At 71.6% G+C, this 23,820-nt stretch carries 26 protein-coding genes; 12 read left to right on the top strand and 14 right to left on the bottom strand.

Features of this window, described 5'->3' with window-relative positions:
• Window positions 1–64: 64 nt before the first annotated feature.
• The 4 genes from ACZ3II_RS08515 to ACZ3II_RS08500 form a co-directional block, all read right to left on the bottom strand.
• Complete coding sequence (locus ACZ3II_RS08515) at window positions 65–571, bottom strand: GNAT family N-acetyltransferase (RefSeq protein ID WP_465516970.1); 507 nt, start codon at window positions 569–571, stop codon at window positions 65–67.
• A gap of 9 nt (window positions 572–580) precedes the next feature.
• Entirely contained in the window at window positions 581–1,474 is an 894-nt protein-coding gene (locus ACZ3II_RS08510; RefSeq protein WP_465516969.1) for a ribonuclease Z, read from the bottom strand.
• Window positions 1,475–1,755: 281 nt separating this feature from the next.
• Window positions 1,756–2,697, bottom strand: a complete 942-nt coding sequence (gene ppk2, locus ACZ3II_RS08505; RefSeq protein WP_465516968.1) for a polyphosphate kinase 2 — start codon at window positions 2,695–2,697, stop codon at window positions 1,756–1,758.
• Between the two features lie 44 nt (window positions 2,698–2,741).
• Complete coding sequence (locus tag ACZ3II_RS08500) at window positions 2,742–4,163, bottom strand: CYTH and CHAD domain-containing protein (protein WP_465516967.1); 1,422 nt, start codon at window positions 4,161–4,163, stop codon at window positions 2,742–2,744.
• Between the two features lie 93 nt (window positions 4,164–4,256).
• Here ACZ3II_RS08500 and ACZ3II_RS08495 point away from each other — a divergent pair, with 93 nt between their 5' ends.
• A complete protein-coding gene (locus ACZ3II_RS08495) occupies window positions 4,257–4,427 on the top strand; it encodes a hypothetical protein (protein ID WP_465516966.1) in 171 nt (56 codons plus the stop codon).
• 3 nt (window positions 4,428–4,430) lie between these two features.
• Here ACZ3II_RS08495 and ACZ3II_RS08490 read toward each other — a convergent pair whose 3' ends face one another.
• Window positions 4,431–4,757: a hypothetical protein gene (locus tag ACZ3II_RS08490; protein WP_465516965.1), complete on the bottom strand. Its 327-nt coding sequence runs from the start codon at window positions 4,755–4,757 to the stop codon at window positions 4,431–4,433.
• Between the two features lie 157 nt (window positions 4,758–4,914).
• Between ACZ3II_RS08490 and ACZ3II_RS08485 the strand changes: the two genes are divergently transcribed.
• Window positions 4,915–5,535 (top strand): hypothetical protein, encoded by a 621-nt coding sequence (locus ACZ3II_RS08485; protein WP_465516964.1) that lies wholly within the window; start codon window positions 4,915–4,917, stop codon window positions 5,533–5,535.
• 76 nt (window positions 5,536–5,611) lie between these two features.
• Here ACZ3II_RS08485 and msrA read toward each other — a convergent pair whose 3' ends face one another.
• Together msrA and ACZ3II_RS08475 are read right to left on the bottom strand one after the other, a co-directional pair.
• Window positions 5,612–6,271, bottom strand: a complete 660-nt coding sequence (gene msrA / locus ACZ3II_RS08480; RefSeq protein ID WP_465516963.1) for a peptide-methionine (S)-S-oxide reductase MsrA — start codon at window positions 6,269–6,271, stop codon at window positions 5,612–5,614.
• A gap of 2 nt (window positions 6,272–6,273) precedes the next feature.
• Window positions 6,274–6,720 carry an HIT family protein gene (locus ACZ3II_RS08475; RefSeq protein ID WP_465516962.1) on the bottom strand — a complete coding sequence of 149 codons (447 nt, stop codon included), beginning with the start codon at window positions 6,718–6,720 and terminating at the stop codon, window positions 6,274–6,276.
• A 24-nt stretch (window positions 6,721–6,744) separates the two neighbouring features.
• Here ACZ3II_RS08475 and ACZ3II_RS08470 point away from each other — a divergent pair, with 24 nt between their 5' ends.
• Genes ACZ3II_RS08470 through ilvA form a run of 3 tightly spaced genes read left to right on the top strand, consistent with a single transcriptional unit; the run spans window position 6,745 to window position 10,543 of the window.
• Complete coding sequence (locus ACZ3II_RS08470) at window positions 6,745–7,896, top strand: cystathionine gamma-synthase (protein WP_465516961.1); 1,152 nt, start codon at window positions 6,745–6,747, stop codon at window positions 7,894–7,896.
• A gap of 25 nt (window positions 7,897–7,921) precedes the next feature.
• A complete protein-coding gene (locus ACZ3II_RS08465; RefSeq protein WP_465516960.1) occupies window positions 7,922–9,280 on the top strand; it encodes an amidase in 1,359 nt (452 codons plus the stop codon).
• Window positions 9,281–9,295: 15 nt separating this feature from the next.
• A complete protein-coding gene (gene ilvA, locus ACZ3II_RS08460; RefSeq protein ID WP_465516959.1) occupies window positions 9,296–10,543 on the top strand; it encodes a threonine ammonia-lyase in 1,248 nt (415 codons plus the stop codon).
• Window positions 10,544–10,596: 53 nt separating this feature from the next.
• On the opposite strand, the gene greA is transcribed toward ilvA, so the two are convergent.
• Together greA and ACZ3II_RS08450 are read right to left on the bottom strand one after the other, a co-directional pair.
• Window positions 10,597–11,091, bottom strand: a complete 495-nt coding sequence (gene greA, locus ACZ3II_RS08455) for a transcription elongation factor GreA (RefSeq protein WP_465516958.1) — start codon at window positions 11,089–11,091, stop codon at window positions 10,597–10,599.
• A 173-nt stretch (window positions 11,092–11,264) separates the two neighbouring features.
• Entirely contained in the window at window positions 11,265–11,684 is a 420-nt protein-coding gene (locus tag ACZ3II_RS08450) for a DUF4307 domain-containing protein (protein ID WP_465516957.1), read from the bottom strand.
• 118 nt (window positions 11,685–11,802) lie between these two features.
• Here ACZ3II_RS08450 and mca point away from each other — a divergent pair, with 118 nt between their 5' ends.
• The 7 genes from mca (at window position 11,803) to purE (ending at window position 20,042) form a co-directional block, all read left to right on the top strand.
• A complete protein-coding gene (mca, locus tag ACZ3II_RS08445; RefSeq protein WP_465516956.1) occupies window positions 11,803–12,684 on the top strand; it encodes a mycothiol conjugate amidase Mca in 882 nt (293 codons plus the stop codon).
• A 16-nt stretch (window positions 12,685–12,700) separates the two neighbouring features.
• The gene (locus ACZ3II_RS08440) at window positions 12,701–13,051 is read left to right on the top strand and encodes a hypothetical protein (RefSeq protein ID WP_465516955.1); all 351 of its coding nucleotides are present in this window, start codon (window positions 12,701–12,703) and stop codon (window positions 13,049–13,051) included.
• A gap of 159 nt (window positions 13,052–13,210) precedes the next feature.
• Window positions 13,211–13,393, top strand: a complete 183-nt coding sequence (locus ACZ3II_RS08435) for a hypothetical protein (protein WP_465516954.1) — start codon at window positions 13,211–13,213, stop codon at window positions 13,391–13,393.
• Window positions 13,390–15,897, top strand: a complete 2,508-nt coding sequence (locus ACZ3II_RS08430; protein ID WP_465516953.1) for a putative bifunctional diguanylate cyclase/phosphodiesterase — start codon at window positions 13,390–13,392, stop codon at window positions 15,895–15,897. Before ACZ3II_RS08435 ends, ACZ3II_RS08430 begins: the two co-directional genes overlap by 4 nt.
• A 341-nt stretch (window positions 15,898–16,238) precedes the next feature.
• Entirely contained in the window at window positions 16,239–18,224 is a 1,986-nt protein-coding gene (locus tag ACZ3II_RS08425) for a thioredoxin domain-containing protein (protein WP_465516952.1), read from the top strand.
• 177 nt (window positions 18,225–18,401) lie between these two features.
• On the top strand, window positions 18,402–19,544 hold the full coding sequence (locus tag ACZ3II_RS08420; RefSeq protein WP_465516951.1) for a 5-(carboxyamino)imidazole ribonucleotide synthase: 1,143 nt from the start codon (window positions 18,402–18,404) through the stop codon (window positions 19,542–19,544).
• Entirely contained in the window at window positions 19,545–20,042 is a 498-nt protein-coding gene (gene purE / locus ACZ3II_RS08415) for a 5-(carboxyamino)imidazole ribonucleotide mutase (RefSeq protein WP_465516950.1), read from the top strand.
• On the opposite strand, the gene ACZ3II_RS08410 is transcribed toward purE, so the two are convergent.
• Genes ACZ3II_RS08410 through ACZ3II_RS08390 form a run of 5 tightly spaced genes read right to left on the bottom strand, consistent with a single transcriptional unit; the run spans window position 20,039 to window position 23,781 of the window.
• Window positions 20,039–20,566 carry a hypothetical protein gene (locus ACZ3II_RS08410; RefSeq protein WP_465516949.1) on the bottom strand — a complete coding sequence of 176 codons (528 nt, stop codon included), beginning with the start codon at window positions 20,564–20,566 and terminating at the stop codon, window positions 20,039–20,041. The genes purE and ACZ3II_RS08410 overlap by 4 nt on opposite strands.
• The gene (locus ACZ3II_RS08405; protein WP_465516948.1) at window positions 20,563–21,750 is read right to left on the bottom strand and encodes a hypothetical protein; all 1,188 of its coding nucleotides are present in this window, start codon (window positions 21,748–21,750) and stop codon (window positions 20,563–20,565) included. The genes ACZ3II_RS08410 and ACZ3II_RS08405 overlap by 4 nt, the downstream gene beginning before the upstream one ends.
• Window positions 21,747–22,490 (bottom strand): ABC transporter ATP-binding protein, encoded by a 744-nt coding sequence (locus tag ACZ3II_RS08400; RefSeq protein WP_465516947.1) that lies wholly within the window; start codon window positions 22,488–22,490, stop codon window positions 21,747–21,749. The genes ACZ3II_RS08405 and ACZ3II_RS08400 overlap by 4 nt, the downstream gene beginning before the upstream one ends.
• Window positions 22,487–23,248, bottom strand: a complete 762-nt coding sequence (locus tag ACZ3II_RS08395; protein WP_465516946.1) for a zf-HC2 domain-containing protein — start codon at window positions 23,246–23,248, stop codon at window positions 22,487–22,489. The genes ACZ3II_RS08400 and ACZ3II_RS08395 overlap by 4 nt, the downstream gene beginning before the upstream one ends.
• A complete protein-coding gene (locus ACZ3II_RS08390) occupies window positions 23,245–23,781 on the bottom strand; it encodes an RNA polymerase sigma factor (protein ID WP_465516945.1) in 537 nt (178 codons plus the stop codon). Before ACZ3II_RS08390 ends, ACZ3II_RS08395 begins: the two co-directional genes overlap by 4 nt.
• Window positions 23,782–23,820: the final 39 nt, after the last annotated feature.

Raw genomic sequence — 23,820 nt, 5'->3', positions numbered from 1 at the left:
CATCCGGCTGGCTCTCAGGGCTGTCTCGGCACGGTTGAGACAGCCACCAGAACCAGCTGGGGGTTCAGGGGGTGGGGTGGGAGTAGCGGAGCTGGGGGAACGGGACGTCGTTGATCGGCTCGACGCGAGTGGCGCCGTCGGGGGTCCAGCCGCCCTTCTCGTAGAAGCGCCGGGCCACCACGTTGTCCGCCAGCACCCAGAGCACCGCCCGTTCCGTGCCGAACCCGGCCAGCCGCTGCAGCGCGTCGATCATCAGCGGGCGGCCGACACCGGTGCCGACCCGTTCCGGCGCGACGTGGATCGCGTACAGCTCGGCGGCATCCGGCGTCTCGCTCGGCCCGACATAGCTGAACCCGGCCAGCTCGCCGCCGGCCTCCGCCACGGTCATCCGATGGGTGTCCTTCTCCCACCGCCACCGCTCCACCCACCAGGCACTGAACGCCTCCGGCCCGCGGGCCGCGAACGACTCCGCCGGGATCAGATGGGCGTAGGCGGCGGCACGCGAGCGGTGATGCAGCGCGCCGACCGCGGCCAGGTCGTCGTCGTGCGCCGGGCGCAGCAGAACGGTCATGAAGCGACGCTAGCGCCGCGGCGGCACCGGCACCCGCATCAGGTCCTCGGCGACCACGATCGGGCCGTCGAACTCCTTGCGGGCCTCCTCGAGGAAGCGGTTCGGGTCCGGATAGCGTTGCGAGAAGTGGGTCAAGACCAGTTTGCGTACGCCGGACGCGCGCGCCACCGCACCCGCCTGCCCGGCTGTCAGATGCCCCACCTGCGCCGCCAGCTCCGCGTCCTCGGACAGGAACGTCGACTCGATCACCAGCATGTCCACGCCGTCGGCCAGCTCGTAGACGCTGTCGCACAGGCCGGTGTCCATCACGAAGGCGAAGCTCTGCCCCGGGCGGGGCGTGCTGACCTGCTCCAGCGTGACGTCCCCGAGCCGGCCGGTGCGCTGCAGCTCGCCGACCGCCGGGCCCTGGATGCCGTGCCGGGCGATCAGGGCGGGGACGATCCGCCGGGTGTCGGGGGCGGTGAGGCGGTACCCGTACGTCTCGATGGGATGCCGCAACTCCAGAGCCGTGAGGCGCCCCGCGGACGTCTCCACCGCGAACCCGGCGCTCACCGGGGCCGGCACGATATCGGCGTTGTCCCAGTAGCTGGTGGCGTGCCGGAGCCGGTCGAAGAACTCCTGGCCACCGGCGGGGTAGTGGACCGTCACCGGATGCGGCACCCGGTCCAGCGAGATGCGCTGCAGGATGCCGGGGAGGCCGAGGCTGTGGTCGCCGTGGAAGTGGGTGATGCAGATCCGCCGGAGCGGGGTCACCGGGGCGCCGGCCAGCAGCATCTGGCGCTGGGCGCCCTCGCCCGGGTCGAAGAGGATCACCTCGTCGTCCCAGCGCAGGAGGTAGCCGTTGTGGTTGCGGTGCCGGGTCGGGACCTGGCTCGCCGTCCCGAGAACCACCAGCTCACGCATGACCTTGCACCCCCGTGGATATGAAGCGACCCCTGGGGACTTCCTCACTCGGCATGAGCAGAGTGAGGTCCGGTCGGACAAGGCCGGATCCCCAGGGGTCGGGTGGCTGTCTGGTTCTACGCCGCGACCGCTGCCACACGGTCTCGACAGAGCTGTCGAGGACAGCGGCTAGCGGACAGCCACCTCACGAGTCCCAGTGCTACACAACTTTGGACCACCTCCCTTCACGTGTACGGCCACGTTATCCAGCCGGGGGAGGCCGCGCCAATGATTTTGAATCACTACAGACGCGGGAATACCTGTGGGGAGGCCTCGGTGTTCTCGACCACCAGCGAGGCCGGGCCGACGATCAGCGGATCCGGGGTGCCGACGATCTCCGCGTCCTTGCCCTCGTACTTGAAGCGGTGCAGCACGTGCCGCATCGCCGCCAGCCGGGCACGCTTCTTGTCGTTGCTCTTCACCACCGTCCACGGGGCGTCCGCGGTGTCGGTGTAGAAGAACATCGCCTCCTTGGCCTCGGTGTAGTCGTCCCACTTGTCCAGCGACGCCAGGTCCATCGGCGACAGCTTCCACTGCCGGACCGGGTCCACCTGGCGGATCGCGAACCGGGTCCGCTGCTCGCCCTTGGTCACCGAGAACCAGAACTTGACCAGGTGGATGCCGGACCGGACCAGCATCCGCTCCAGCTCCGGGGTCTGGCGCAGGAATTCCAGGTACTCCTTGCGGTCGCAGAAGCCCATCACCCGTTCCACGCCGGCGCGGTTGTACCACGACCGGTCGAACAGCACGATCTCACCGGCGGCCGGCAGGTGCTTGATGAACCGCTGGTAGTACCACTGGGTGCTCTCCCGCTGGTTCGGCTTCTCCAGAGCCACGACACGGGCGCCCCGCGGGTTCAGGTGCTCCATGAACCGCTTGATCGTGCCGCCCTTGCCGGCCGCGTCCCGCCCCTCGAACAGGATTAGCAGCCGCTCGCCGCTCTCCTTGCACCAGTTCTGCAGCTTCAGCAGCTCGATCTGGAGCAGGCGCTTGTCGTGGTCGTAGTCGGCGCGGGCCAGCCGTTCGTCGTACGGGTAGTCCTCGCGCCACGTGTCCACCGGCTCGCCGTCGGCGTTCAACAGGCGCGGGTCGTCGTCCTCGTCGTCGATGACGCGGTAGCCGGACAGCTCGACGATCGGCCCCTCATAGGGGTGGGTGGTCGCACGGTCTTGCTCGGATTGCATGACTCGATTCATACCCGCGAACGCCAAGACCACAACCGGCTAGATCAGAACAGTCGCCGAACTTTTCGGCGGCGAGCCCGCTGCGCCAGCTTCGGCACCTCGGCCAGCGCCTCCCGGCCCACCTGCTCCTGCCTGCCGTAGAGCACGCCGAAATGGAAACTGTCCGCGCCCAGCTCGCGCAACACCGACCGGGCGACGTTGGAATCCTGATAGGCGCCCAGCCCGTCCTGCAGCCCGGTCAGTGCCTTCACCAGCAGTTTCGCCGGTTTGCCGTGGTCCGGGGTGATCAGCTCGACGGCGTACCGCGCCTGTTTGAAGCCCTTCCGCGACTCGTGGATGTCCTCCTCGACGCCACTGGCCAGAGCCGCGTCCAGGCGCACGTCGGCCTTGGCCAGCACCTTGCGCGCCCGCTTCACCGGGTCCGGCGTGTCCAGGCCGTCCCGGTCGACCAGCTCGTCCACCCGGTCCAGCAGGTCCAGGTAGCGGTCGGAGTCGAGAGCCTCGGCCAGCTCGGTGCGGCCCGTCTCGATCCGGTGCTCCAGATGCGCCCGGACCCGCTGCTCGGCCGCGGCGAACTCCGGGCCCGCCTCCTCGACCAGGGCCAGCAGCTTCTCCTCCAGCACCTGCGGGTCGCGGACCGCGCCCAGCACACCGGCCAGCCAGCGCAGCTCGTCACGCAGGTCGGATTCACCGAAGGAGCTCTTGTACGTCTTCAGGGTGCTGCGCAGACGGCGGGTGGCGACCCGCATCTGATGCACCGAACGGGGCTCGCCACGGCGGGCGCCCGGGTCGTGCTCGATGATGGCGTCGCGCTGCTCACGGGCGTACCGCAGGACGGGGTTGATCCTGCCCTTGGTCTTCTTGACCCTGCTCGCCTCGGCCAGCCGGCCGGCCAGCGCCCGCGACACCTTCGACGGGCCCTGCGCCGGCCGGGCCCCGGCGTCCAACAGCCGCCGCTCCACCGCGTCGAGCACCGCCGGATCGCCGTCGACCAGCTCGACCTCGACCTCCTGCCAGGCGCTCTCGGCGCCGTCGGACTCCGCGCGGACCTGATCCTGCGCGACCAGCGCCAGGGTCCGGCCGTCGGCGTCCTTCAGCGGAGTCTCCACCCGGTGCGTGCGCAGCCGGGCGACCGGGCCCAGCGGATGCCGCCGGACGATCGCCCGGACCAGCCGGGTCAGCTCCTCGGGCACCGACTCGCTGTCGCCGTTCAGCCGGTGCTCGGTCCGGCCGGAGCCGTCGCCCGGCGTCTTCAGATGCCAGCCGGCGTCGTGGCCGCCGCCGCGCTTGCGAAGAGTCCGCCGATTTCTCATCAAGAGCAGATCGTCGGTGTCGAAGTAGGTGGCGTCGAGATCATGGATCTCGGCGCCGTCGACGCCGGCGATCTCGCCGGCACCGACCAGGTCAGGAAGCTGGAACGTCTCGGGGACGTCGTATTTACGTTCGGTCTCGGTGGCGATCTCCACCCTGTCCATGGTGCCTGGCGTCACGGCTCGTGCACAGCGGTGTCTCAGGTTGGGCTGGCATCGTGGTGGCCCGGCCCGGTTTAGGAGCACCGCATGGAGAAGGCAGAACGCCGTCCGATCCCTCTCGCCGCCTCACTCGCCGGCCTGCGCCTCATCGGCGCGGGCGCGGTCCTCGGCCTCGCGCTCGCCGTCCCGGCGTCGCCGGTTCAGGCCGACCCACCCCGCCCGCCGGCGACCACCCAGGACGCCGCCCCCGACGAGTGACCCTCACAGCCGCGCCTCCTGCTGGGTGTGCAGGTAAAGGGCTCGGGCGTAATTGGCGGTGGCCGCGTTGTAGTACATCGTGGCCAGGCCGACGTGGAAGGTGTTGTTGGTGATCGCGTTCTTCGCGGTCGCTGACCCGGCCCAGCGGATCTCGGCGTCGGTCTTGCCGATCCCGCGGCGCTCGCAGCGCAGCCGGTTCATCTCCTTGCCGGTCCGCCAGTCGTCCATCGCCTTCTCGGCCTCGCGCATCATCGCGCGGGCCTGCTGCAGCTGGGACTCGGCGAGTTCCCAGGCCGCGCGTTCCTCATGGGTGTGATAGCTGAGCGACATCGTGCACCTCCCGCTGACGTTCCAGATCGAGTCTGTGCGCTATTTCGGTGCATGTCGAACTTTTTCGATCGCCAGCGTGAAATCCCGCCCATCCCTCTTGCCGATCACCGATTCCCCTGTTCAACCGGGCTTGCCGGAGTCGGCGACAATGCCCGGCATGCTGGAGGAGCTGCGAAACAGGGTCGAACGGTGCCGCGCCGTCCTCGCCGAGTCGGATCTGCCGGTCGAGATCGGGCCGCCACTGCCCCTGACGGAAGCGCCCGCGGCGGCCCCGTCCGCGGCGGTGGAGGCGTACCGGCTGTTCGCCTGGGCCGCCGGTCCGCTCTTCCGGTTCGACTGCCCGGACGAGCTGCGCTCGGCCCACGAGTGGGAATCGAAGCCGGATCTCGACACGATCCTGCCCATGCCGGTCGTTCTGGGCTGGGAGATGTGGTCCCACTCCAGCGAGATCGAGGGCCGGTCCGGGGTGAGCGGGGGCGAGCAGATCGTGCTCGACCCGGTCAAGGGGAACGTCTACTACGTCGACGACTGGGCGTGGTTCCAGCGCAACATCGAGTGGGAGGCCGTCGAGGAGGTGTACCACCCGATCGCCCCGGACGCGGCGACCTTCTTCGCGGACTGGGTCTTCGGGGCGCGGTATCCGGAGCTGGTGTCGCTCGTGCTCGGCCCCGGCCTGCTGGAGCAACGCATCCGCAAGGGAAAGCACAAGGGCGAGCTGGTCGACGCCTGGCTGCGCCTGCTCCAGCAGGCCGATCTCCTGGAGCCTCGCGCGGTGTGACCGCCGCGTGGTCGAGGAAACATCCCCGCCCGTCACACGGGACGGACGCGGCGGGCGTCCGTCCCGTGTCGTGGGGTCAGCTGGTGCGGGCGACGCCGATCGGGCAGGTCAGGCCGTTGGGGCCGTGGTTGCAGTAGCCGCCCGGGTTCTTGGCGTCGGAGAGATACTGCTGGTGGTAGTCCTCGGCGTAGTAGTAAGCGGTCAGCGGCTTGATCTCGGTGGTGATCGTGCCGTGGCCGGCGGCGGTGACGACCGGCTGGAAGGCGTCGCGGGAGGCGAGCGCCGTCGCGGCCTGGGCGTCTGTCGTCGTGTAGATCGCGGAGCGGTACTGCGTGCCCACGTCGTTGCCCTGGCGCATGCCCTGAGTGGGGTCGTGGTTCTCCCAGAAGGCCTTCAGCAGGTCCTCGTAACTGATCTTGGCGGGGTCGTACACCACCTGGACCGCCTCGGTGTGCCCGGTCGTGCCGAAGCAGGTCTCCTCGTACGTCGGGTTCTTCGTGAAACCGCCCGCGTAGCCGACCGAGGTCGAGTACACGCCGGGCAGGCGCCAGAAGATCCGCTCAGCGCCCCAGAAACAGCCCATCCCGAAGACCGCGACCTCGAGGCCGGCCGGCCACGGGCCCTTCATCGGGGTGCCGAGCACGGTGTGGGTGTCGGCCACCCACAGCTCGGTGTCCCGGCCGGGCACGGCGGTCTCGGCGGTGGGCAGATCGAGCTTCTTGTACCGCAGGAACACGGTCACTCCCTTCGTCCGCTGTCTGTAACGCTGAGACGGAGGTATTCCTTACCAATGGTCTCGGCGAACGACGCGGCCTCGTCGTCGCTGTCGTACTTGTGGCGGGGCCAGAAGAAGCCGCGCAGGCCGTCGCCCTTGGTGCGGGGCACGACGTGGGTGTGCAGGTGCGGCACCGACTGGGAGACGATGTTGTTCATCGCCACGAAGGTGCCCTGCGCTTGCAGTGCCGCGGGCACGGCGGCGCTGAGCAGCTGAACGAAACGGAAATATCCGGCCAAAAGGCCCGGCTCCAATGAAGGCAGCGTCACGACGTGCGGGCGTGGGATCACCAGCACGTGGCCCTTGAACACCGGACGGATGTCGAGGAAGGCCAACCCGGCTGGAGAGTCGGCGACCATGAATGCCGGGAGAGATCCCGAAACGATGCCGCAGAACACGCAGTCCGCCATCAGGTGAGACTAGCCTTGCGCAACATGACGGCTAACAGCTACGGGTTCGACACCCTCGCCATCCACGCCGGCCAGGAGCCGGATCCGCGGACCGGCGCGGTGGTGCCGCCCATCTATCAGACGAGCACCTATGCCCAGGACGCCGTCGGCGCCCCCCGCCTGGGCTACGAGTACAGCCGATCCGGCAACCCGACCCGGGACGCGCTGCAGGAGTGCCTGGCGGCGATCGAGGGCGGGCGGCGCGGCCTGGCCTTCGCCAGCGGCCTGGCGGCGGAGGACACCCTCTTGCGTACGGTGTGCCGCCCCGGCGACCACGTGGTCATCCCGAACGACGCGTACGGCGGCACGTTCCGTCTCTTCAGCAAGGTCGCCGAGCGCTGGGGCCTGGACTGGACGGCCGCCCCGCTGGACGACATCGACTCGGTGCGGGCCGCGTTCCGCCCCGGGCACACCCGGCTGATCTGGTCCGAGACGCCGACGAACCCGCTGCTCAACGTCAACGACATCGCGCTGCTGGCCGGTCTCGCCCACGAGTACGACGCGATGCTGGCGGTGGACAACACGTTCGCGTCCCCGTACCTCCAGCAGCCTTTGACCCTGGGCGCGGACGTCGTGATCCACTCGACCACCAAGTACCTGGGCGGGCACTCCGACGTGGTCGGCGGCGCGCTGGTCACCGCGGACGACGGGCTCGGCGACGAGCTCGCCTTCCACCAGAACGCGATGGGCGGCGTGAACGGTCCCTTCGACGCCTGGCTGACCTTGCGGGGGATCAAGACCCTGGGTGTACGGATGGACCGGCACTGCGACAACGCCGAGCGGATCGTCGGTTACCTCCGGGAGCACCCCGCCGTGGCGAGCGTGCTCTACCCGGGGCTGGACAGCCACCCCGGTCACGAGGTGGCGGCCAAGCAGATGAGCCGGTTCGGCGGCATGGTCTCGTTCCGCGCGTCCGGCGGTCCGGAGGCGGCCGTGGCCATCTGCAACCGGGCCAAGCTGTTCGTGCTCGCCGAGTCGCTCGGCGGCGTCGAGTCGCTGATCGAGCACCCGGGCCAGATGACACATCTGTCGGCTGCGGGCTCAGCGCTTGAGGTTCCCGCCGATCTCGTGAGACTGTCTGTCGGCATCGAAACCGTTGACGATCTGCTCGCCGACCTGGAGCAGGCGCTCGGTTAAAGACCGACGCTGGAGAAACTGCGCGATGGACACGACGACCTGGGTGGGAGCCACCGCCAAGCAGATCGCCCGCGCGGTGCGCCGCGGCGACACCAACGCGACCCAGGTCGTCGCCGACCATCTGGAACAGATCGCCATCTCCGACCCGGCGCTCGGCGCGTTCCGGGTGGTCCGGGGCGGGGAGGCGATCACCGAGGCGGAGAAGGTCGACGACCAGGAGGATCTGGCGAACCTTCCGCTGGCCGGGGTGCCGGTGGCGGTGAAGGAGAACACCCCGGTGGCGGGGCTGCCGACGTGGCACGGTTCGGCCGCGGCGCGTACCCCCGAGGTCGCCGAGGAGGACCACGAAGTGGTCCGCAGGCTGCGCGGCGCCGGCGCCGTCGTGGTCGGTGTGACCCGGATGCCCGAGATGGGTCTCTGGGCGATCAGTGACGACGAGACCGGCCCGGTCCGCAACCCGTGGGACCTGGAGCGGACCCCGGGCGGGTCGTCCGGCGGTTCGGCGGCGGCGGTGGCGGCCGGGCTGGTGCCGCTCGCGCAGGGCAACGACGGGCTCGGCTCGATCCGGATCCCGGCGGCCTGCTGCGGCCTGGTCGGGCTCAAGCCGGGCAAGGGCGTGGTCCCGGTCGACTTCGGCGACAAGGACTGGTTCGGCCTGGTGGAGAACGGCATGCTGGCCACCACGGTGGCCGACGCCGCGCTGGGCTTCTCGGTGCTCGCCGGACAGGCCCCGGTGAAACTGGTCGAGCCGGCGAAACTGCGGATCGGCGTCTCGCTGCGGTCCCCGGTCGCCGGGGTGAAACCCGACGAGCCGAACGCCGGCGCCGTGGCGACCGCCTCGAAGCTGCTGGTCGACGTCGGGCACGACACGGTCACCGCCGACCCGTCCTATCCCACCGGGATTCAGCTCGGCGTGCTGGCGACCTGGTTCGCCGGGGCGTACGTGAACTCCGCGGGCCTTCCGCTGGACCGGCTGCAGCCGCGCACCCGGCAGCACATCCGGCTCGGCAAGGCGGCGATGAAGGCCGGGCTGGTCCGGGAGAAGCAGCGGGCCTCCTGGCGTGAGCGGTCCATCCAGTTCTTCGCCGACCGGTCGATCGACCTGCTGCTCACCCCCGCGCTGGCCGCCGCGCCGCCGCCCGCCACACAGTTCTCGGCGGCCGGCTGGCGCAAGAACATGACGGTCAACGCGGCGTACGCGCCGTACGGGGCCCCGTGGAACTACGCCGGCCTGCCCGCGATCGTGATCCCGGTCGGTTTCCGCCCGGACGGCCTGCCGCTCGCGGTGCAACTGGTCGGCCCGCCCGGCTCGGAGTTGCTGCTGCTCTCGGTGGCCGGTCAGTTCGAGGTCGCCAACCCGTGGCAGAGGCACGCACTCGTCTAGGCGACGATGGGGTCCATGACCGCACCCGGAACACCGCTCGACCTGCTCACCCTCGCTGACGTCGAGGCCGCCCGCGACCTGCTGGCCGGAGTGGTCAAGCGGACCCCGCTGATCCCGTCGCGGCCGCTCAGCGAGATCACCGGGGTGCCGGTCTGGCTCAAGTGCGAGAACCAGCAGCGGGCCGGGTCGTACAAGGTGCGCGGGGCGTACACCCGCATCTCCCGCCTGTCCGCCGGCGAGCGGGCCCGCGGTGTGGTCGCGGCGAGCGCCGGCAACCACGCCCAGGGGGTGGCGCTGGCGGCGGGCCTGCTCGGCACCCGGGCCACCGTGTTCATGCCGGAGGGCGCGCCACTGCCCAAGGTCACTGCCACCAAGGGGTACGGCGCCGCCGTCGAGTACGCCGGGACCAGCGTGGACGACGCGCTCGTCGCGGCGCACGAGTTCGCCCGGGATACCGGGGCGGTGCTGATCCACCCGTTCGACCACGCCGACGTGATCGCCGGGCAGGGCACCGTCGCGCTGGAGATCCTGGAGCAGTGCCCGGAGGCGGCGACGATCGTGACCGCTGTCGGCGGCGGCGGGCTGGTGTCCGGGCTGGCGGTGGCGGCCAAGGCGATGCGGCCGGACATCCGGATCATCGGGGTGCAGGCGAGCGGGGCGGCGGCGTACCCGCCCTCGTTGGCCGCCGGAGCGCCGCAGAAGCTGGACGCCGGTGCCACCATCGCCGACGGCATCAACGTCCTGCGGCCCGGCGAACTCACCTTCGCGCACGTCGCGAAGCTGGTCGACGAGATCGTCACGGTCCAGGACGAGGACCTGTCGGCGGCCCTGCTGGTGCTGCTGGAACGGCACAAGACGGTGGTCGAGCCGGCCGGCGCGGCAGCCGCGGCGGCGCTGCTGACCGGGGCGCACGTGCCGCAGGGCGGGCCGGTGGTGGCGATCCTGTCCGGCGGCAACATCGACCCGATGCTGCTGCTGCGGGTGATCGAGCACGGGCTGGCGTCGGCGGGCCGGTTCCTGCGGCTGGCGGTACGGTGCACGGACCGGCCGGGCCAGCTGGCCGGGCTGGTCGAGCGGATCGCCGAACACCGGGCCAACATCGTCGACGTGAACCACTCGCGGCAGAGCCCGCGGCTGAGTTTCGGCGAGGTGGAGGTGGCGCTCTCGGTCGAGACCCGCGGGCCGGCCCACTCGTCGGAGCTGATCAACGCCCTGCGGGAAGCGGGGTACCGGGTGTCGCTGCTGGCCGACTGGACCCCGTGAGGCTTGCGAGAAGGCCCGCGGTGTGATCACCGCGGGCCGTCAGCAGGAGTGGATCAGCCCTCGAACGGGCCGAACTCGACCACGGTGACCTTGATGTCGGCGCCGCTGGGGGCCGTGTAGGTCACGGTCTGACCCGGGCGCGAGCCGAGGATGGCCTGGCCCAGCGCCGACTCGGGGCTGTAGACGGTGTGCTCGGTGGTGGAGGAGATCTCCCGCGAGCCCAGCAGGAACGTCTCGGTGTCGCTCTGGTCGTCGTCGAAGTAGATCGTCACGACCGACCCGGGGGTGACGGTGTCGCTCTTCTGGACCTCGCCGATCTCGGAGTTGCGCAGGAACTCCTTCAAGTAGAGGATCCGGCCCTCCTGGCGGCTCTGTTCCTCGCGGGCGGCGTGGTAGCCACCGTTCTCCCGGAGGTCACCCTCCTCACGCCGCGCGTTGATCTCCGCCGCGACCTCCGGCCGGTTGGCGATCAACTCGTCGAGCTCGGCCTGCAGCCGGTCGTAAGCGTCCTGGGAGAGCCAGGTCTTCGGCGCCTCGGAACTGGACACGGTCGATCTCCTTGCTGGAACTGGGCAACGTCTTGTCACACAGGCGATGTCGCCATGTAGGGGGCAAAACATGCCGCCCGTGAGGCGGCATGCTGAACGCAGCGAATTACCAAGCTTACCAGCGGTAGGCGGGCCCCTCGGAAGGCGAAATACTGTCGGATCTCGCCCGGTGGTCAGGCGGCCGGCCGGCAGCCCATCACGTCGGCGACCGCGGCGCGCTTCTCGGTCGGCACCGGCTCGCGCACCTCGACCGATCCGCCGCCGTCGGGCGCCGGGACGGTCACCGGCTGGCGGCCGACCTCGAAACCGTCGTAGTCACGGGCCCGCGCCATGCACATCGCCGTGCCGCCCTCGGGCACCCGGACCCGGAACTCGATCACCATCTCGGTGTCCGAGCGAACACTCCAGCCGATGATGTCGGCGGTGTAGTCGGTCTGCCCGAACTTCTGGAAATACGCGAAAGTGAGGCCGCCCAGGCCGAGCGCGAACACCACGGTGGCGACGATCGGAAGCAGACGGCGCCGCCCGCCCTCGCGTCGCCTGCCGTAGCGACCCGGCGGGAAGACCGGCGTTGTGGCGTGCGTCTCGCTCACCTGTCGACCTCTCGTGCGTTTCTCATCCATGGGATCGGCCAGAATGGCAGAGTTCCATCTTCGCAGCCGATCCCGGCCCGCTCACCGCAGGCCTGGTCGAGAGGATCCTGACAACACCATGGCTGAGCAGTTGCGTCTGATGACCGTGCACGCGCACCCGGACGACGAGTCGAGCAAGGGTGCCGCCACCATGGCGAAATACATCGCCGAGGGTGTCAAGGTGCTGGTCGCGACCTGTACCGGTGGGGAGCGTGGCAGCGTCCTCAACCCCAAGATGGATCGGCCCGAGGTGCTCGCCGACATCACCAACATCCGCCGGGCCGAGATGGACCGGGCGCGCGAGATCCTGGGTGTCGACCAGGCCTGGCTCGGTTTCGTCGACTCCGGCCTGCCCGAGGGCGACCCGCTGCCCCCGCTGCCGGAGGGCTGTTTCGGCCTGCAGGACCCGGCGGAGGCGGCGAAACCGCTGATCAAGCTGATCCGTGAGTTCCGGCCGCACGTCATGACCACCTATGACGAGAACGGCGGATACCCGCACCCCGACCACATCATGTGCCACAAGGTGTCGGTGGAGGCGTTCGAGGCGGCCGGCGACCCGGAGCGGTACCCGGAACTCGGCGAGCCGTGGCAGCCGCTGAAGCTGTACTACAACTCCGGCTGGACCAAGGCCCGGATGCTGGCGCTGCACGAGGGCATGCTGGCGGCCGGCCTGGAGTCGCCGTACGCGGAGTGGCTGGAGAAGTGGGCCGACCGGGACGACCGGGGCGACAAGATCACCACCCGGATCGAGTGCGGGGAGTACTTCGGGGTTCGCGACGACGCCCTGCGGGCCCACGCGACCCAGGTCGACCCGGACGGGTTCTGGTTCCACATCCCGCTGGAGATGCAGCAGAAGGTGTGGCCGACCGAGGACTTCGAGCTCGCCCGGTCACTCGTGGACAGCCCGGCGCCGGAATCCGACCTGTTCGCGGGCATCCGGGAGAAGGTCGACGCCCACTGAGCAGTACGCTGACGGGGTGGACGTTTTCGCGGTCAACAACTTCGGCGACACCCGGTCGGGCGGCCTGGCCGGCCCGATGGGGCTGTTCCTTATCGTCCTCATGTGTGTGGTGACCGTCCTGCTGATCCGCAACATGAACAAACGCATTCGTCGGCTTCCCGACAGTTTCCCGGCTGCCGGGAAGCAGGATCGTGTGTCTGAGATCGCCGGATCCGGCGACTCCGCGCCCGGTTCCGGCGCCGCCGTCCCCGCCGACGTCGAGGCCGGTCGATCGGCCGACTCCGCCGCGACCGAGGAACCCGAGGTGGCGGGCGTGCGCGACGAGCACAGTGGAGCCCGGCCGGACAGCGGGGCGGAACGGGCCTGACCGGCCGCGCCGCCCGGCTCGCCCGCCGGGTTTCCTGCCGCCCGCGGCGAGTGTGCCCGTCCGGGTCCCGTCAAGCCCTGTTGCGTTCATCAGGTTTGATTTAGCCTTCCGCCCGGGGACTGCACGGTCCCTGGACCCTGCGCGGAAGGGGGCGCCGACATGACCAACGTCAGGCGCCGACTCGCCGGACCCGAGCTGCACGTGCATCCGCCCGTGCTGCTCCCGATGACGCCGCTCGCGGTGACCCCGCTCGCGGCACTGCCTCTCGCCGTGACCCCGCTCGCGGCACTGCCTCTCGCCGTGGCGCCGCTCGTAGCGCCGCCGCTCGCGGTGACGCCGTGAGGGTTTCCGCACGGTCGTGGACCGATCTGATCAGCCACCCGCGGCCGGTCCGGATCCTCACCGCCGTCGTCGTGATCGCCGCCGCCGCGGCCGTCGTCCTCGGCGCGCTCCAGCCTGTCCCGGCTGCCGGCGGCCGTCCCCTCTCGCCGCTCGACGGGGTCTGCGTCGCTGCCGTGCTCGCCGCCATCGCGCAGCTCGCCGGCCTGCGGTTCCGTCTCGGCCCGGACGCCGTCTCGGTCAGCTGGGCCGAAGCCGCGGTCGTGGTCGGGTTCGTGGTCGCCCCGGCCGGCTGGCTGCCCGCAGCCACCCTGGCCGGCACCGGCGCGGCCTGGCTGCTGCTCGCCTGGCTCACCGGGCTGCGCAACGTCGCCGAGATCGTGCACCTGGTCGCCTCGATGACACTCGGCGTCGCCGGGGCCGCCCTGGTCACCGGCCTGCTCGCCGGGGACGTGCCGGTGCGCAGCGCCCGGCTCCCGCTGGCCCTGGCGGCCGGCGCCGGCACCTACCTGAGCATCACGTTCGGCCTGGTCGTGCTCACCCTGGTGCTGCACCGGGACGCTCAGCCCGGCCAGATCGCCACCCGGGTCCTCTACGCCAAGCTGCCGATGTCGGTCGGCAACGTGATCGTCGGCATCCTCGCTGTCTACGCGCTGATCCGCGAACCGCTCTGGCTGCTGGCCTTCGGGCCGGTGCTGTGGCTGCTGCACCGCACCTACCGATTCCACCTGCGTGCCGCCGAGGAACGCCGGATGTGGGAGGCCTTCGCGGTCGCCACCGCCCGGCTGCCCGGCGCCAGCGAAGCCGAAGTGGCCCGGGCCGGCCTGCGCGGCGCCCTGGACGTCTTCGGCGCCCGCCGCGCCGAACTGCAGGTCCGTACCGGCGGTGGCCACCGCCGGTACGCCCAGGACGGCCCCGGCCTGGAAGGCATCGCCGGCACCCGCTCCGGCCCGGCGATCACCCGCAGCATGGCCGTCGGCGGCCGGGAGGTCGGCGAACTCACCGTCTGGCTCGGCGAACCCGGCCTGCCGGTCCCACGCGACGAGGCCGCCATCGCGGCGTTCGGCGAGGCGCTCGCCGGGGCGCTGCACGACGCGGCCGCTCACCAGCGGATCATCGAACTCGACAGCCGGGCCGCCGACGAACGCGTCCGCGACCCGCTCACCGGCCTGCTCAACCGGACGGCTCTGGCCGGCGCCGGCGACCCGATGCTGCGGTCGGAGGACCGGGACCGGCCGGTGGCGCTGCTGCTGCTCGACGTGGTCGGCTTCCGCGAGGTCAACAGCACGGTCGGGCTGGCCGGCGGGGACGAGGTGCTCCGGCTGATCGGAGCGCGGCTCACCGGCCTGGCCCGCGACCGGGAACTGGTCGCGCGGACCGGGGACGACGAGTTCGCCCTGCTCCTCCCGGTCGCGCCGATCTCCGATTCGGCGTGGCCGCACGGCCACTCCCGTACCCTCCCGCAGGCTCTTCGCCGGGCTCGTGAACTGGTCGAACAGCTGCGCCTGCCGATGGAGGTGGCCGGGGTCCGGCTCTCCGTCGAGGTGACCGTCGGAGTGGCGGTGGCCCCGGCCGGCGAGTCCGAGGTGGGCGAGCTGCTGCGCCGGGCGTCCCTCGCGGTCGGGCGGGCCAAGGAGCTGGGGATCACCGTCGGGACGTACGACAGCGGGCAGGACGCCAGCAGCACCGACCGGCTCGCCCTGCTCGCCGACCTGCAGGACGCGTTCGCCGCCGACGACCAGATCATCCTGCACCTGCAGCCGGCGGTCGACCTGGTCACCTCCGAGCCGACCGGGGTGGAGGCGCTGGTCCGCTGGCGGCACCCGCGGCGCGGGCACCTGTCGCCGGCGGAGTTCCTGCCCGCCGTGGAGCGCAGCGAGCTGCTCATCCCGTTCACCAGAAGGGTGCTCGACCTGGCGCTGGCCTCGGCGGCGGACTGGACGGCGGCCGGGATCGACGTGCCGGTGTCGGTCAACGTGTCGGCGCGCAGCCTCACCGACCCGACGTTCCCGGCGCAGGTCACCGAGGCGCTGCGGCGGCACCGTACGCCCGCCTCCCGATTGGTCCTGGAGATCACCGAATCGGTGGCGGTCAGCGAACAGGACATCGTCGACGAGGTGCTGGCCCGGCTCCGGGCATCCGGCGTGCAGGTGTCCCTCGACGACTTCGGCACCGGGTTCTCCTCGCTGGCGTCGGTCACCCGGATGCCGGTCGACGAGATCAAGATCGACCGGTCGTTCGTGGACGAGATGATCGACTCGGCGGCGGCGGGCGCGGTGGTCCGGGGAGCGGTCGAACTCGGCGCCCGGCTCGGCGTACGGGTGGTCGCCGAGGGCATCGAGACGATCGAGCAGCGGGCGGCCCTGATCGCGCTGGGGTGCCCGTCCGCGCAGGGGTACCACTTCTGCAAGCCGATGCCCGCCGACAAGATCGTGCAGGCGTTGCTCCAGCTGGCCCGCGCCACTCCGGCCAACGTGACCAGGCTGAGGGCCGACGGCGCGTCCTGAGCCGGCGACCATCCGTTCGGCCGGATGGGAGACGCGCGGGCCGAGGCCGGCGACAGGCACGGTCTTGTCGGCGGCCGGCAATCCTATGCGATGCGGTCCGGCCCCTCCTGCCCAAGATCGGGCAGGAATTCAATCTTGTGCGCCCAGCTTCGGCCTCGGGTTCACCAGATCAGGGAATGACCTGGGAAGCCTCGGCCGTAGTCGTGACGGCATCGCCCGGAGAGGGCCTGACTGCTCGTCGTGCAGTGGCCCTGGGCCGCGGAACAGGGAGCGGCGCAGCCCCGCTGGAGAGGCGACCGGGTAGGCCGTGTCCGGGGTTGTGGTTGTGAGAGGGTTGGTCCATGAATCGGCTGGGTAGTGCCACCTCGCCCTACCTCCTCCAGCACGCCACCAACCCCGTCGACTGGTGGCCGTGGTCGGCGGAGGCGTTCGCCGAGGCGCGGCGCCGGGACGTGCCGGTGCTGATCTCGGTGGGCTATGCGGCCTGTCACTGGTGTCATGTGATGGCGCACGAGTCCTTCGAGGATGCCGAGATCGCCGCGCAGCTCGATGCGGACTTCGTGGCGATCAAGGTGGATCGGGAGGAGCGGCCGGACGTCGACGCCGTCTACATGACCGCGACGCAGGCGATGACCGGGCAGGGTGGCTGGCCGATGACGGTCTTCGCCACGCCGGACGGTGAGCCGTTCTTCTGTGGCACCTATTTTCCGCGGGACGCCTTCGCCCGGCTGCTGACCTCGGTCATGACCGCCTGGCGTGACCAGCGGGACGAGGTGATCAAGCAGGGTGCGGCGGTCGTGCAGGCGGTCGGCGGCGCCCAGGCGGCCGGTGGGCCGACCGCGCCGGTCACCGCTGAGCTGCTCGCCTCCGCGGCCTCCGGCCTTTTCCGGGACGAGGACGAGACGTACGGGGGATTCGGCGCCGCCCCGAAGTTCCCCCCGCACATGAACCTGCTGTTCCTGCTGCGGCACCATGAGCGGACCGGGTCGGCGCAGGCGCTGGAGACGGTGCGGCACGCCTGCGAGCAGATGGCCCGGGGTGGCATCTACGACCAGCTCGCCGGTGGGTTCGCGCGCTATGCGGTGGATGCCCGCTGGGTGGTGCCGCACTTCGAGAAGATGCTGTACGACAACGCGCTGCTGCTGCGGGTCTACACCCAACTGTGGCGGCTCACCGGTGACGCGTACGCCCGCCGGATCGCCGACGAGACGGCTGCCTTCCTGCTGCGTGACCTGGGGACGTCGTCCGGTGGGCTGGCGTCGGCGCTGGACGCCGACACCGAGGGCGTCGAAGGGCTGACCTACGCGTGGACGCCGGCGGAGCTGACCGCGGCGCTCGGCCCCGCGGACGGGGCGTGGGCGGCTGATCTGTTCCGGGTCACGCCGGGCGGCACGTTCGAGCACGGCACGAGCGTCCTGGTGCTGGCCCGCGACATCGACGAGGCCGATCCGGCGCTGGTGGAGCGCTGGCGTGACGTGCGGCGGCGGCTGTCGGCGGCCCGGAGCGAGCGCCCGCAGCCGGCCCGGGACGACAAGGTGGTCGCCGCGTGGAACGGGCTGGCGATCACCGCCCTCGCCGAGTATGCCCTGCTCACCGGGGCGGACCCGGATGCCGCGGTTCGGCTGGCCGAGGTGCTGGCGGAGCGGCATGTCGTCGATGGGCGGCTGCGGCGGGTCTCCCGGGACGGGGTGGTGGGGGAGCCGGCCGGGGTGCTGGAGGACTACGGGTGTGTGGCGGAGGCGTTCCTGGCGGTGCACCAGGTGACGGCCGAGCCGCGGTGGCTGGAGTCGGCGCGGCGGCTGCTGGATGTGGCGCTGGCTCACTTCGGGACCGGGGACGGCGGGTTCCACGACACCGCCGACGATGCGGAGAAGCTGGTCACCCGGCCCGCCGACCCGACCGACAACGCCACCCCGTCCGGCGCGTCGGCGATCTGCGCGGCGCTGGTCGGTTTCGCGGCGCTGACGGGTGAGACCACGTACCGGGAGGCGGCCGATGCGGCGCTGGCCACGCTCGGGCCGCTGATCGAGGGGTACCCGCGGTTCGCCGGTTACGCCGCGACGGTGGCCGAGGCGGCGCTGACCGGGCCGTACGAGATCGCCGTCGCCACGTCCGACCCGGCGGATCCGCTGGTGGCGGCCGCGGTGCGGCACGCGCCGGGCGGTTCCGTGATCGTGGTGGGGGAGCCGGATCGCCCGGGTGTGCCGCTCCTGGCGGGCCGCCCTCTGATCGACGGGGCCTCCGCCGCCTACGTCTGCCGGGGCTTCGTCTGCGACCGCCCGGTCACCACACCTGCTGACCTCGCCGGCCGGCTCGCACAGCGGTGAGCCCGGGGGTTGACCCGTGTGGGCGGGACGGGTGGTCACGGACGGGAGATGGAGGAACCGGCGGAAGCGGCCGGAGGCCGGGGGCGGGCGGGGTGCGGTTGTGTGAGGTGTGGCACGTACCGCGGAAAAGGGGTTGATTTCGGGGTTGGGCTGGGGCGTCGCTAGGCTGGTCGGGCGATGGATACCCGAACCGGTCTGCCTGTAGTCGGCATGGTGGGGGGCGGGCAGTTGGCCCGGATGACCCACCAGGCTGCCATTTCTCTCGGCCAGTCACTGCGTGTGCTCAGTGAGAAGCCCGATGACAGTGCCGCGCTCGTCGCGGCGGACGTGCCGATCGGCACCCACGTCGACCTCGCGGCGCTGCGCGAGTTCGCGAAGGGGTGCGACGCCGTCACCTTCGACCACGAGCATGTGCCGACCGAGCACATCGAGGCGCTCGAGGCCGAGGGGGTGAAGATCTTCCCGGGGTCGAAGGCGCTGGTGTTCGCCCAGGACAAGGGCATGATGCGGGAGCGGCTCGCGGCTCTCGGGGCGCCGGTTCCACGATGGGCGCGGGTCAGCAGCGGCGCGGAGATCGAGGCGTTCGCGCAAGGGTCCTGGCCGGTGGTGGCCAAGGCCACCCGCGGGGGGTACGACGGCCGTGGCGTCTGGATGGTCGGGTCCCGGGAGGCCGCCGACGATCTCGTGTCGACCGGCATCTCGCTGATCGCCGAGGAGAAGGTGCCGCTTCGGCGCGAGCTGGCCGTGCAGGTGGCGCGGTCGCCGTTCGGGCAGGTGGCGGTCTACCCGGTGGTGGAGACCGTGCAGCGGGACGGGATCTGCGTCGAGGTGATCGCGCCCGCGCCGGACCTGTCCGAGGAGCGGGCCCTGGCGGCGCAGCAGCTCGCCATCGACCTGGCCAACGAACTCGGCGTGGTCGGCCTGCTGGCGGTCGAGCTGTTCGAGACCGACGCCGGCATCGTGGTGAACGAGCTGGCCATGCGCCCGCACAACTCCGGTCACTGGACCATCGAGGGAGCCCGGACCTCGCAGTTCGAGCAGCATCTGCGGGCCGTCCTGGACTATCCGATGGGCTCGACCGCGCTGACCGCGCCGGTCGTGGTGATGGCGAACGTGCTGGGCGGCGAGCCGGGCGGGATCTCGATCGACGAGCGGCTGCACCACCTGTTCGCGACGGATCCGGGCGCGCGGGTGCACCTGTACGGCAAGCAGGTCCGGCCGGGCCGCAAGATCGGGCACGTCACGGTGCTCGGCGAGGAACTCTCCGATGTTCGGGCGCGTGCCGTGCGGGCCGCGAAGTGGCTTCAGGAAGGCGTGTAGATGGGCCCCTCCGTCGGCATCATCATGGGCAGCGACTCCGACTGGCCCACCATGGAGGCGGCCGCTGTCGCCCTCGCCGAGTTCGACGTGCGGTTCGAGGTCGGGGTGGTCTCCGCGCACCGGACCGTGCGGAAGATGGTGGACTACGCCGAGTCGGCCGCCGACCGTGGCATCAAGGCGATCATCGCCGGGGCCGGTGGCGCCGCGCACCTGCCGGGCATGGTCGCCGCGCTGACGCCGCTGCCGGTGATCGGCGTCCCGGTGCCGCTGAAGCACCTGGACGGGATGGACTCGCTGCTGTCGATCGTGCAGATGCCGGCCGGGGTGCCGGTGGCGACCGTGTCGATCGGTGGGGCGCGCAACGCCGGCCTGCTCGCGGTCCGCATCCTCGGGTCGTCCGATCCGGCGCTGCGGCAGCGGATGACGGACTTCCAGAAGGGCCTGGAGAAGATGGTCGCCGAGAAGGACGCGGCGCTGCGCGACAAGCTGATGGGCTAGTTCCTGGCCCCACGTGACACGTAGAGGACGGTGCCGGCCGTGAAGACGGCCAGCACCGCCGGCCACGCCCAGATCTCCGCGACGTCCGCGTTCCCGTGCCGGCTGACGGCGTAGGCCACCGCGACGTAACCGAGCGTGGGCATCCAGGCCAGCCGGGCCCCGATCAGCGACGCGGCCGCGGCCACCAGCCCGACACAGCCGAGCGTGGTGCGGATTGGGGCGCCCGACTGTCCCGCCACGGCCAGGACGGCGCCGATCACGGCCGCTGCGACGATCAGATGAGCGGCTCTGAGGTACGGCCACCGCACCGCCGCCGCCCGCTCCAGCGGATCGTCCGCCCCGGCCAGGGTCGGGCCCAGCAGCAGCGCCGCGACCAGCGGGGCGAGCGTGACCACCGGCAGGGTGGCCCCGCTGTCCGGCTGCCGGTTCAGCCATCGCGCCGCGACCGCGGTGACCACCGCGAGCAGCAGCAGCCCGGCGGCGAACAACGGCACCCCACGGGCCCGCAGGTGCAGCCGGATCATGCCGGGTCCCCCAGTGCGGAGATCCTGACCTCGTCGCAGGCGCGGACCGCGGCCAGCACCTCCCCGACCCATTCCCGCTGCTCCGGCTCGGTCCGGCCGGTGAGCGTCCCGGTGACGAGCCAGTCCGTGGCCGTGCCGGTCACCGCCCACGCCGGTTCGCTGAACGGCTGGGCGCAGTGATCCGGGGAGAACAGCCGCCCGAAGTCGGACCACAGCCAGCTCTCCTCGGCCAGCCCGCCGGACACGGTGGCCTGCCCGCTCAACGAAACCGGCATGACCTCCGGCCCGGTGGGCGCGGCCAGCTCGTCCACGGCCCGGGACGGCGCGCCGGGCACCCCCGCCAGGCGGACCAGGCCGGGCTCCAGAGCGGTGGCCACCTCGTCCAGCAGGAACGCGTTCGCCCTGGTCACGCACACCTGGAGCGAACGGTCGGTACACACCAGGGCACGGGCGCCCGGGTCGGCGGACGGAACAGCCGACGGCGCCACCACCGCCAGGACGGCCGCGAGCACCGCCGGGACCGCGGCGGCCCGCCATCGCCGGGCCGCCAGCAGCAGCAAAACCGCGGCCAGCGCGGTCAGCCAGCCGGCCTGCCAGGCGTGGAAGCCGGGCGACCAGACGTCACCGGTCCGGTAGAAGTCGATCACCGGGGAGAACGGCTCCGGCTCGACGTTGACCAGGGTGCCGAGGAGCACGTACACGAACAGGGCGGTGACCGGGGCCAGCACCCGGACCGGCGCCAGCCGCCCGACCAGGAAACCGAACGCCGACGCCGTGCCGAGCGCGATCAGGCCCACCAGGAGCGTCCCCACCCCGCCGGAGCCGAGGTACGTGGCCTGCCGCGCGACCAGGATCGCCGCCCCGGCCAGCGGCACCGCCAGCCCGGCGATCCCGCCCAGCGTCACCGCCGCCCACGAGACCACCAGCGGCTGCCAGACCGGCCGTGGCGTGCTCGACAGCAGCTCCTCGATCTTCGCCCGGCGTTCCCGGCCGCCCTGCCATGCCCCGGCGGCGGCGAACAGTGGGCACAGGACCAGCAGACAGGTCCGCAGATAGGTCGCCAGCTCGTTCCACCGCCCCGCCCACAGCTGCTGGTGCACGTCCAGCATCACGGTCATCGCGACCGCCGCCAGCAGGCCGGTCAGCACGGGGACGCCCCGCCTCAGCTCGGCTCCCGCGATCATCCGCGGGCCGCCCTCAGCACCGAGGTGTAGCCGCGTTCGATCGCGGAGTCCCCGGCGTCGCCGGAGCCGCCCGCCGCGGCGAGCGCCTCCGGCGTCCCGGTGAAGACCAGCCTGCCCCCGTCGACCAGGCTGACCCCCTCGCACGCCATCGCGACGTCCTCCACCAGATGCGTGCTGACCAGCACACACGCGTCCATCCCGAGCTCCCGGAGCAGCGCCCGGAACTCCACCCGCTGCTCCGGGTCCAGACCCGCCGTCGGCTCGTCGAGCAGCAGCAGCCGCGGGTCGTTGACGATCGCCTGCGCGATGCCGGCCCGGCGCAGCATGCCACCGGACAGCGTCCTCATCCGATCGTCGGCCCGGTCCAGCAGGCCGACCCGTTCCATCGCCCGGTCCACCGCGACCGGGATCCGGGCCGCCGGGATCTCCTTGAGCCAGGCGAAGTACTCGACGAACTCGCGAACCGTGAACCGCGGGTAGAACCCGAAGGTCTGCGGCAGGTAACCGAGCTGTCGGCGGACCGTACGCAGCGCCTTCTCGTCCCGGATCGGTGAACCCAGCAGACGCACCACCCCACGGTCCGGCTGGGCCACCGTGGCCAGCACCCGCATCAGCGTGGTCTTGCCCGCGCCGTTCGGCCCGAGCAGGCCGTGCACCCCCGCGCCCAGCACCAGATCAAGCTCGCTCAACACGACCCGCTTGCCGTAGCGGACCGTCAACTCCTCGACCGCGACCGTCACCGGTAAGCCTCTCGTCGGTTCTTGCGAAGGGTGACGACCAGGACGGCCGCCGTGAGAACGGCCAGCCAGGCCGGGGTGAAGGCGCGTTCCACCAGCTCGGCGGAGGCGCCGGCGACGGTGACCAGCAGGGCCCAGCCGCCGCCGACCACCGCCGCGGCGACCGCCGGGCCGGTGAACGTGGTCAGCGCCAGGGTCAGCGCGGTCAGGACGGTGCACGGCAGCAGCCACACCGCCGGTTCGCCCAGGCCGGACGCCAGGCCGCTGACCACCGCCACCGGCAGCGAGACGGCGAGGACCGAGAGGGTGCGCCACAGGACGATGCGGAGGCCGCCGTACGCCGTCGACGCCACGAGCTCACCCAGCGGATCCGTGCGCGGCCCGTAGGACACGTAGGTGCCGAGCACCGGCAGCAGCGGGGCGACCAGGAGCAGCAGCCGGTTCGGTTCGGCGTCGTCCGGCCGGACCGCGGTGGCCCAGGCCAGCGCCACCGTCACCAGCACCGCCGAGAACCAGGCGATCCGCGCCTGCGGGCCGGCCCCGATCAGCATCCGGATCCGGCGGGCCGGGGTGGCCGCGCGTACTCGGCCCTGCACCGGCAGGTCCATCGGCGCCGGCGGGACCAGCGGGGTGGCCGGCACCCGCGCCCGGCAGGCCCCGCAGTCGTCCAGATGCGCCTCCACCGACCAGGCGGCCGGATCGTCCAGCCGGTCCTCGGCCCAGGCCCGCAGGTCGGCGTCCGCGACATGGAACTCGGTCATGACAGTGCCTCCCGCAGCTGACGTCGTGCCCGCATCGCGCGGGTCTTCACCGTTCCCTCCGGCACGCCGAGCAGGACGGCGGCCTCCCGGACGCTCAACCCGTCCAGCACCGTCGCCTGCAACACCGCGCGCAGTTCGGGGGAGAGCCGCCGCAGAGCGTCGATCACCGCGGTGTCCCAGACCCGGGTGAGCGCCTCGTCCTCGGCCGACGGATGGCGGCCGTGGACCTCGTCGCCGGACGTCTCGACAGTGCGCGGCCGGACCGCGGCCCGCCGCTGCGAGTCGATCAGCCGGCTGAGCGCGATCGACCAGAGCCAGCCGGCCGCCTCCGCGCCACCCCGGTAGCTCGCCGCCACCCGCCACACCGACAGGAACGTCTCCTGCAACAGCTCGGCGGCCAGCTCCGGATCGGCGCAGCGGCGGCGCAGGCGGGCAGCCAGCCAGGGCGAATGCGCCTGATAGAACGCCTGGAACGCGGCCCGGTCACCGGCCGCGATCCGGCGTAGCGCCGCGTCGTCGGAGTCTGCTTCCACTTCCACGCAGGGTAAGGACGCAGCGATCGGCGATCCGGT

This window comes from Actinoplanes sp. NPDC019969, from assembly GCF_055562375.1.
The sequence above is the reverse complement of the archived record's forward strand: the minus strand, read 5'-3'. Positions and strand labels throughout refer to the sequence as shown.

Excerpts from the sequence above, each read along its gene's own strand:
- ACZ3II_RS08465 (WP_465516960.1), top strand. The coding sequence starts at position 7,922 with ATGGACACGACGACCTGGGTGGGAGCCACCGCCAAGCAGATCGCCCGC.
- ilvA (WP_465516959.1), top strand. The coding sequence starts at position 9,296 with ATGACCGCACCCGGAACACCGCTCGACCTGCTCACCCTCGCTGACGTC.
- ACZ3II_RS08485 (WP_465516964.1), top strand. The coding sequence starts at position 4,915 with ATGCTGGAGGAGCTGCGAAACAGGGTCGAACGGTGCCGCGCCGTCCTC.
- ACZ3II_RS08515 (WP_465516970.1), bottom strand. The coding sequence starts at position 571 with ATGACCGTTCTGCTGCGCCCGGCGCACGACGACGACCTGGCCGCGGTC.
- ACZ3II_RS08475 (WP_465516962.1), bottom strand. The coding sequence starts at position 6,720 with ATGGCGGACTGCGTGTTCTGCGGCATCGTTTCGGGATCTCTCCCGGCA.
- mca (WP_465516956.1), top strand. The coding sequence starts at position 11,803 with ATGGCTGAGCAGTTGCGTCTGATGACCGTGCACGCGCACCCGGACGAC.
- ACZ3II_RS08405 (WP_465516948.1), bottom strand. The coding sequence starts at position 21,750 with ATGATCGCGGGAGCCGAGCTGAGGCGGGGCGTCCCCGTGCTGACCGGC.
- ACZ3II_RS08490 (WP_465516965.1), bottom strand. The coding sequence starts at position 4,757 with ATGTCGCTCAGCTATCACACCCATGAGGAACGCGCGGCCTGGGAACTC.
- ACZ3II_RS08470 (WP_465516961.1), top strand. The coding sequence starts at position 6,745 with ATGACGGCTAACAGCTACGGGTTCGACACCCTCGCCATCCACGCCGGC.
- ACZ3II_RS08395 (WP_465516946.1), bottom strand. The coding sequence starts at position 23,248 with ATGACCGAGTTCCATGTCGCGGACGCCGACCTGCGGGCCTGGGCCGAG.
- ppk2 (WP_465516968.1), bottom strand. The coding sequence starts at position 2,697 with ATGCAATCCGAGCAAGACCGTGCGACCACCCACCCCTATGAGGGGCCG.
- ACZ3II_RS08410 (WP_465516949.1), bottom strand. The coding sequence starts at position 20,566 with ATGATCCGGCTGCACCTGCGGGCCCGTGGGGTGCCGTTGTTCGCCGCC.
- ACZ3II_RS08510 (WP_465516969.1), bottom strand. The coding sequence starts at position 1,474 with ATGCGTGAGCTGGTGGTTCTCGGGACGGCGAGCCAGGTCCCGACCCGG.
- ACZ3II_RS08495 (WP_465516966.1), top strand. The coding sequence starts at position 4,257 with ATGGAGAAGGCAGAACGCCGTCCGATCCCTCTCGCCGCCTCACTCGCC.
- ACZ3II_RS08435 (WP_465516954.1), top strand. The coding sequence starts at position 13,211 with ATGACCAACGTCAGGCGCCGACTCGCCGGACCCGAGCTGCACGTGCAT.
- ACZ3II_RS08420 (WP_465516951.1), top strand. The coding sequence starts at position 18,402 with ATGGATACCCGAACCGGTCTGCCTGTAGTCGGCATGGTGGGGGGCGGG.
- purE (WP_465516950.1), top strand. The coding sequence starts at position 19,545 with ATGGGCCCCTCCGTCGGCATCATCATGGGCAGCGACTCCGACTGGCCC.
- ACZ3II_RS08425 (WP_465516952.1), top strand. The coding sequence starts at position 16,239 with ATGAATCGGCTGGGTAGTGCCACCTCGCCCTACCTCCTCCAGCACGCC.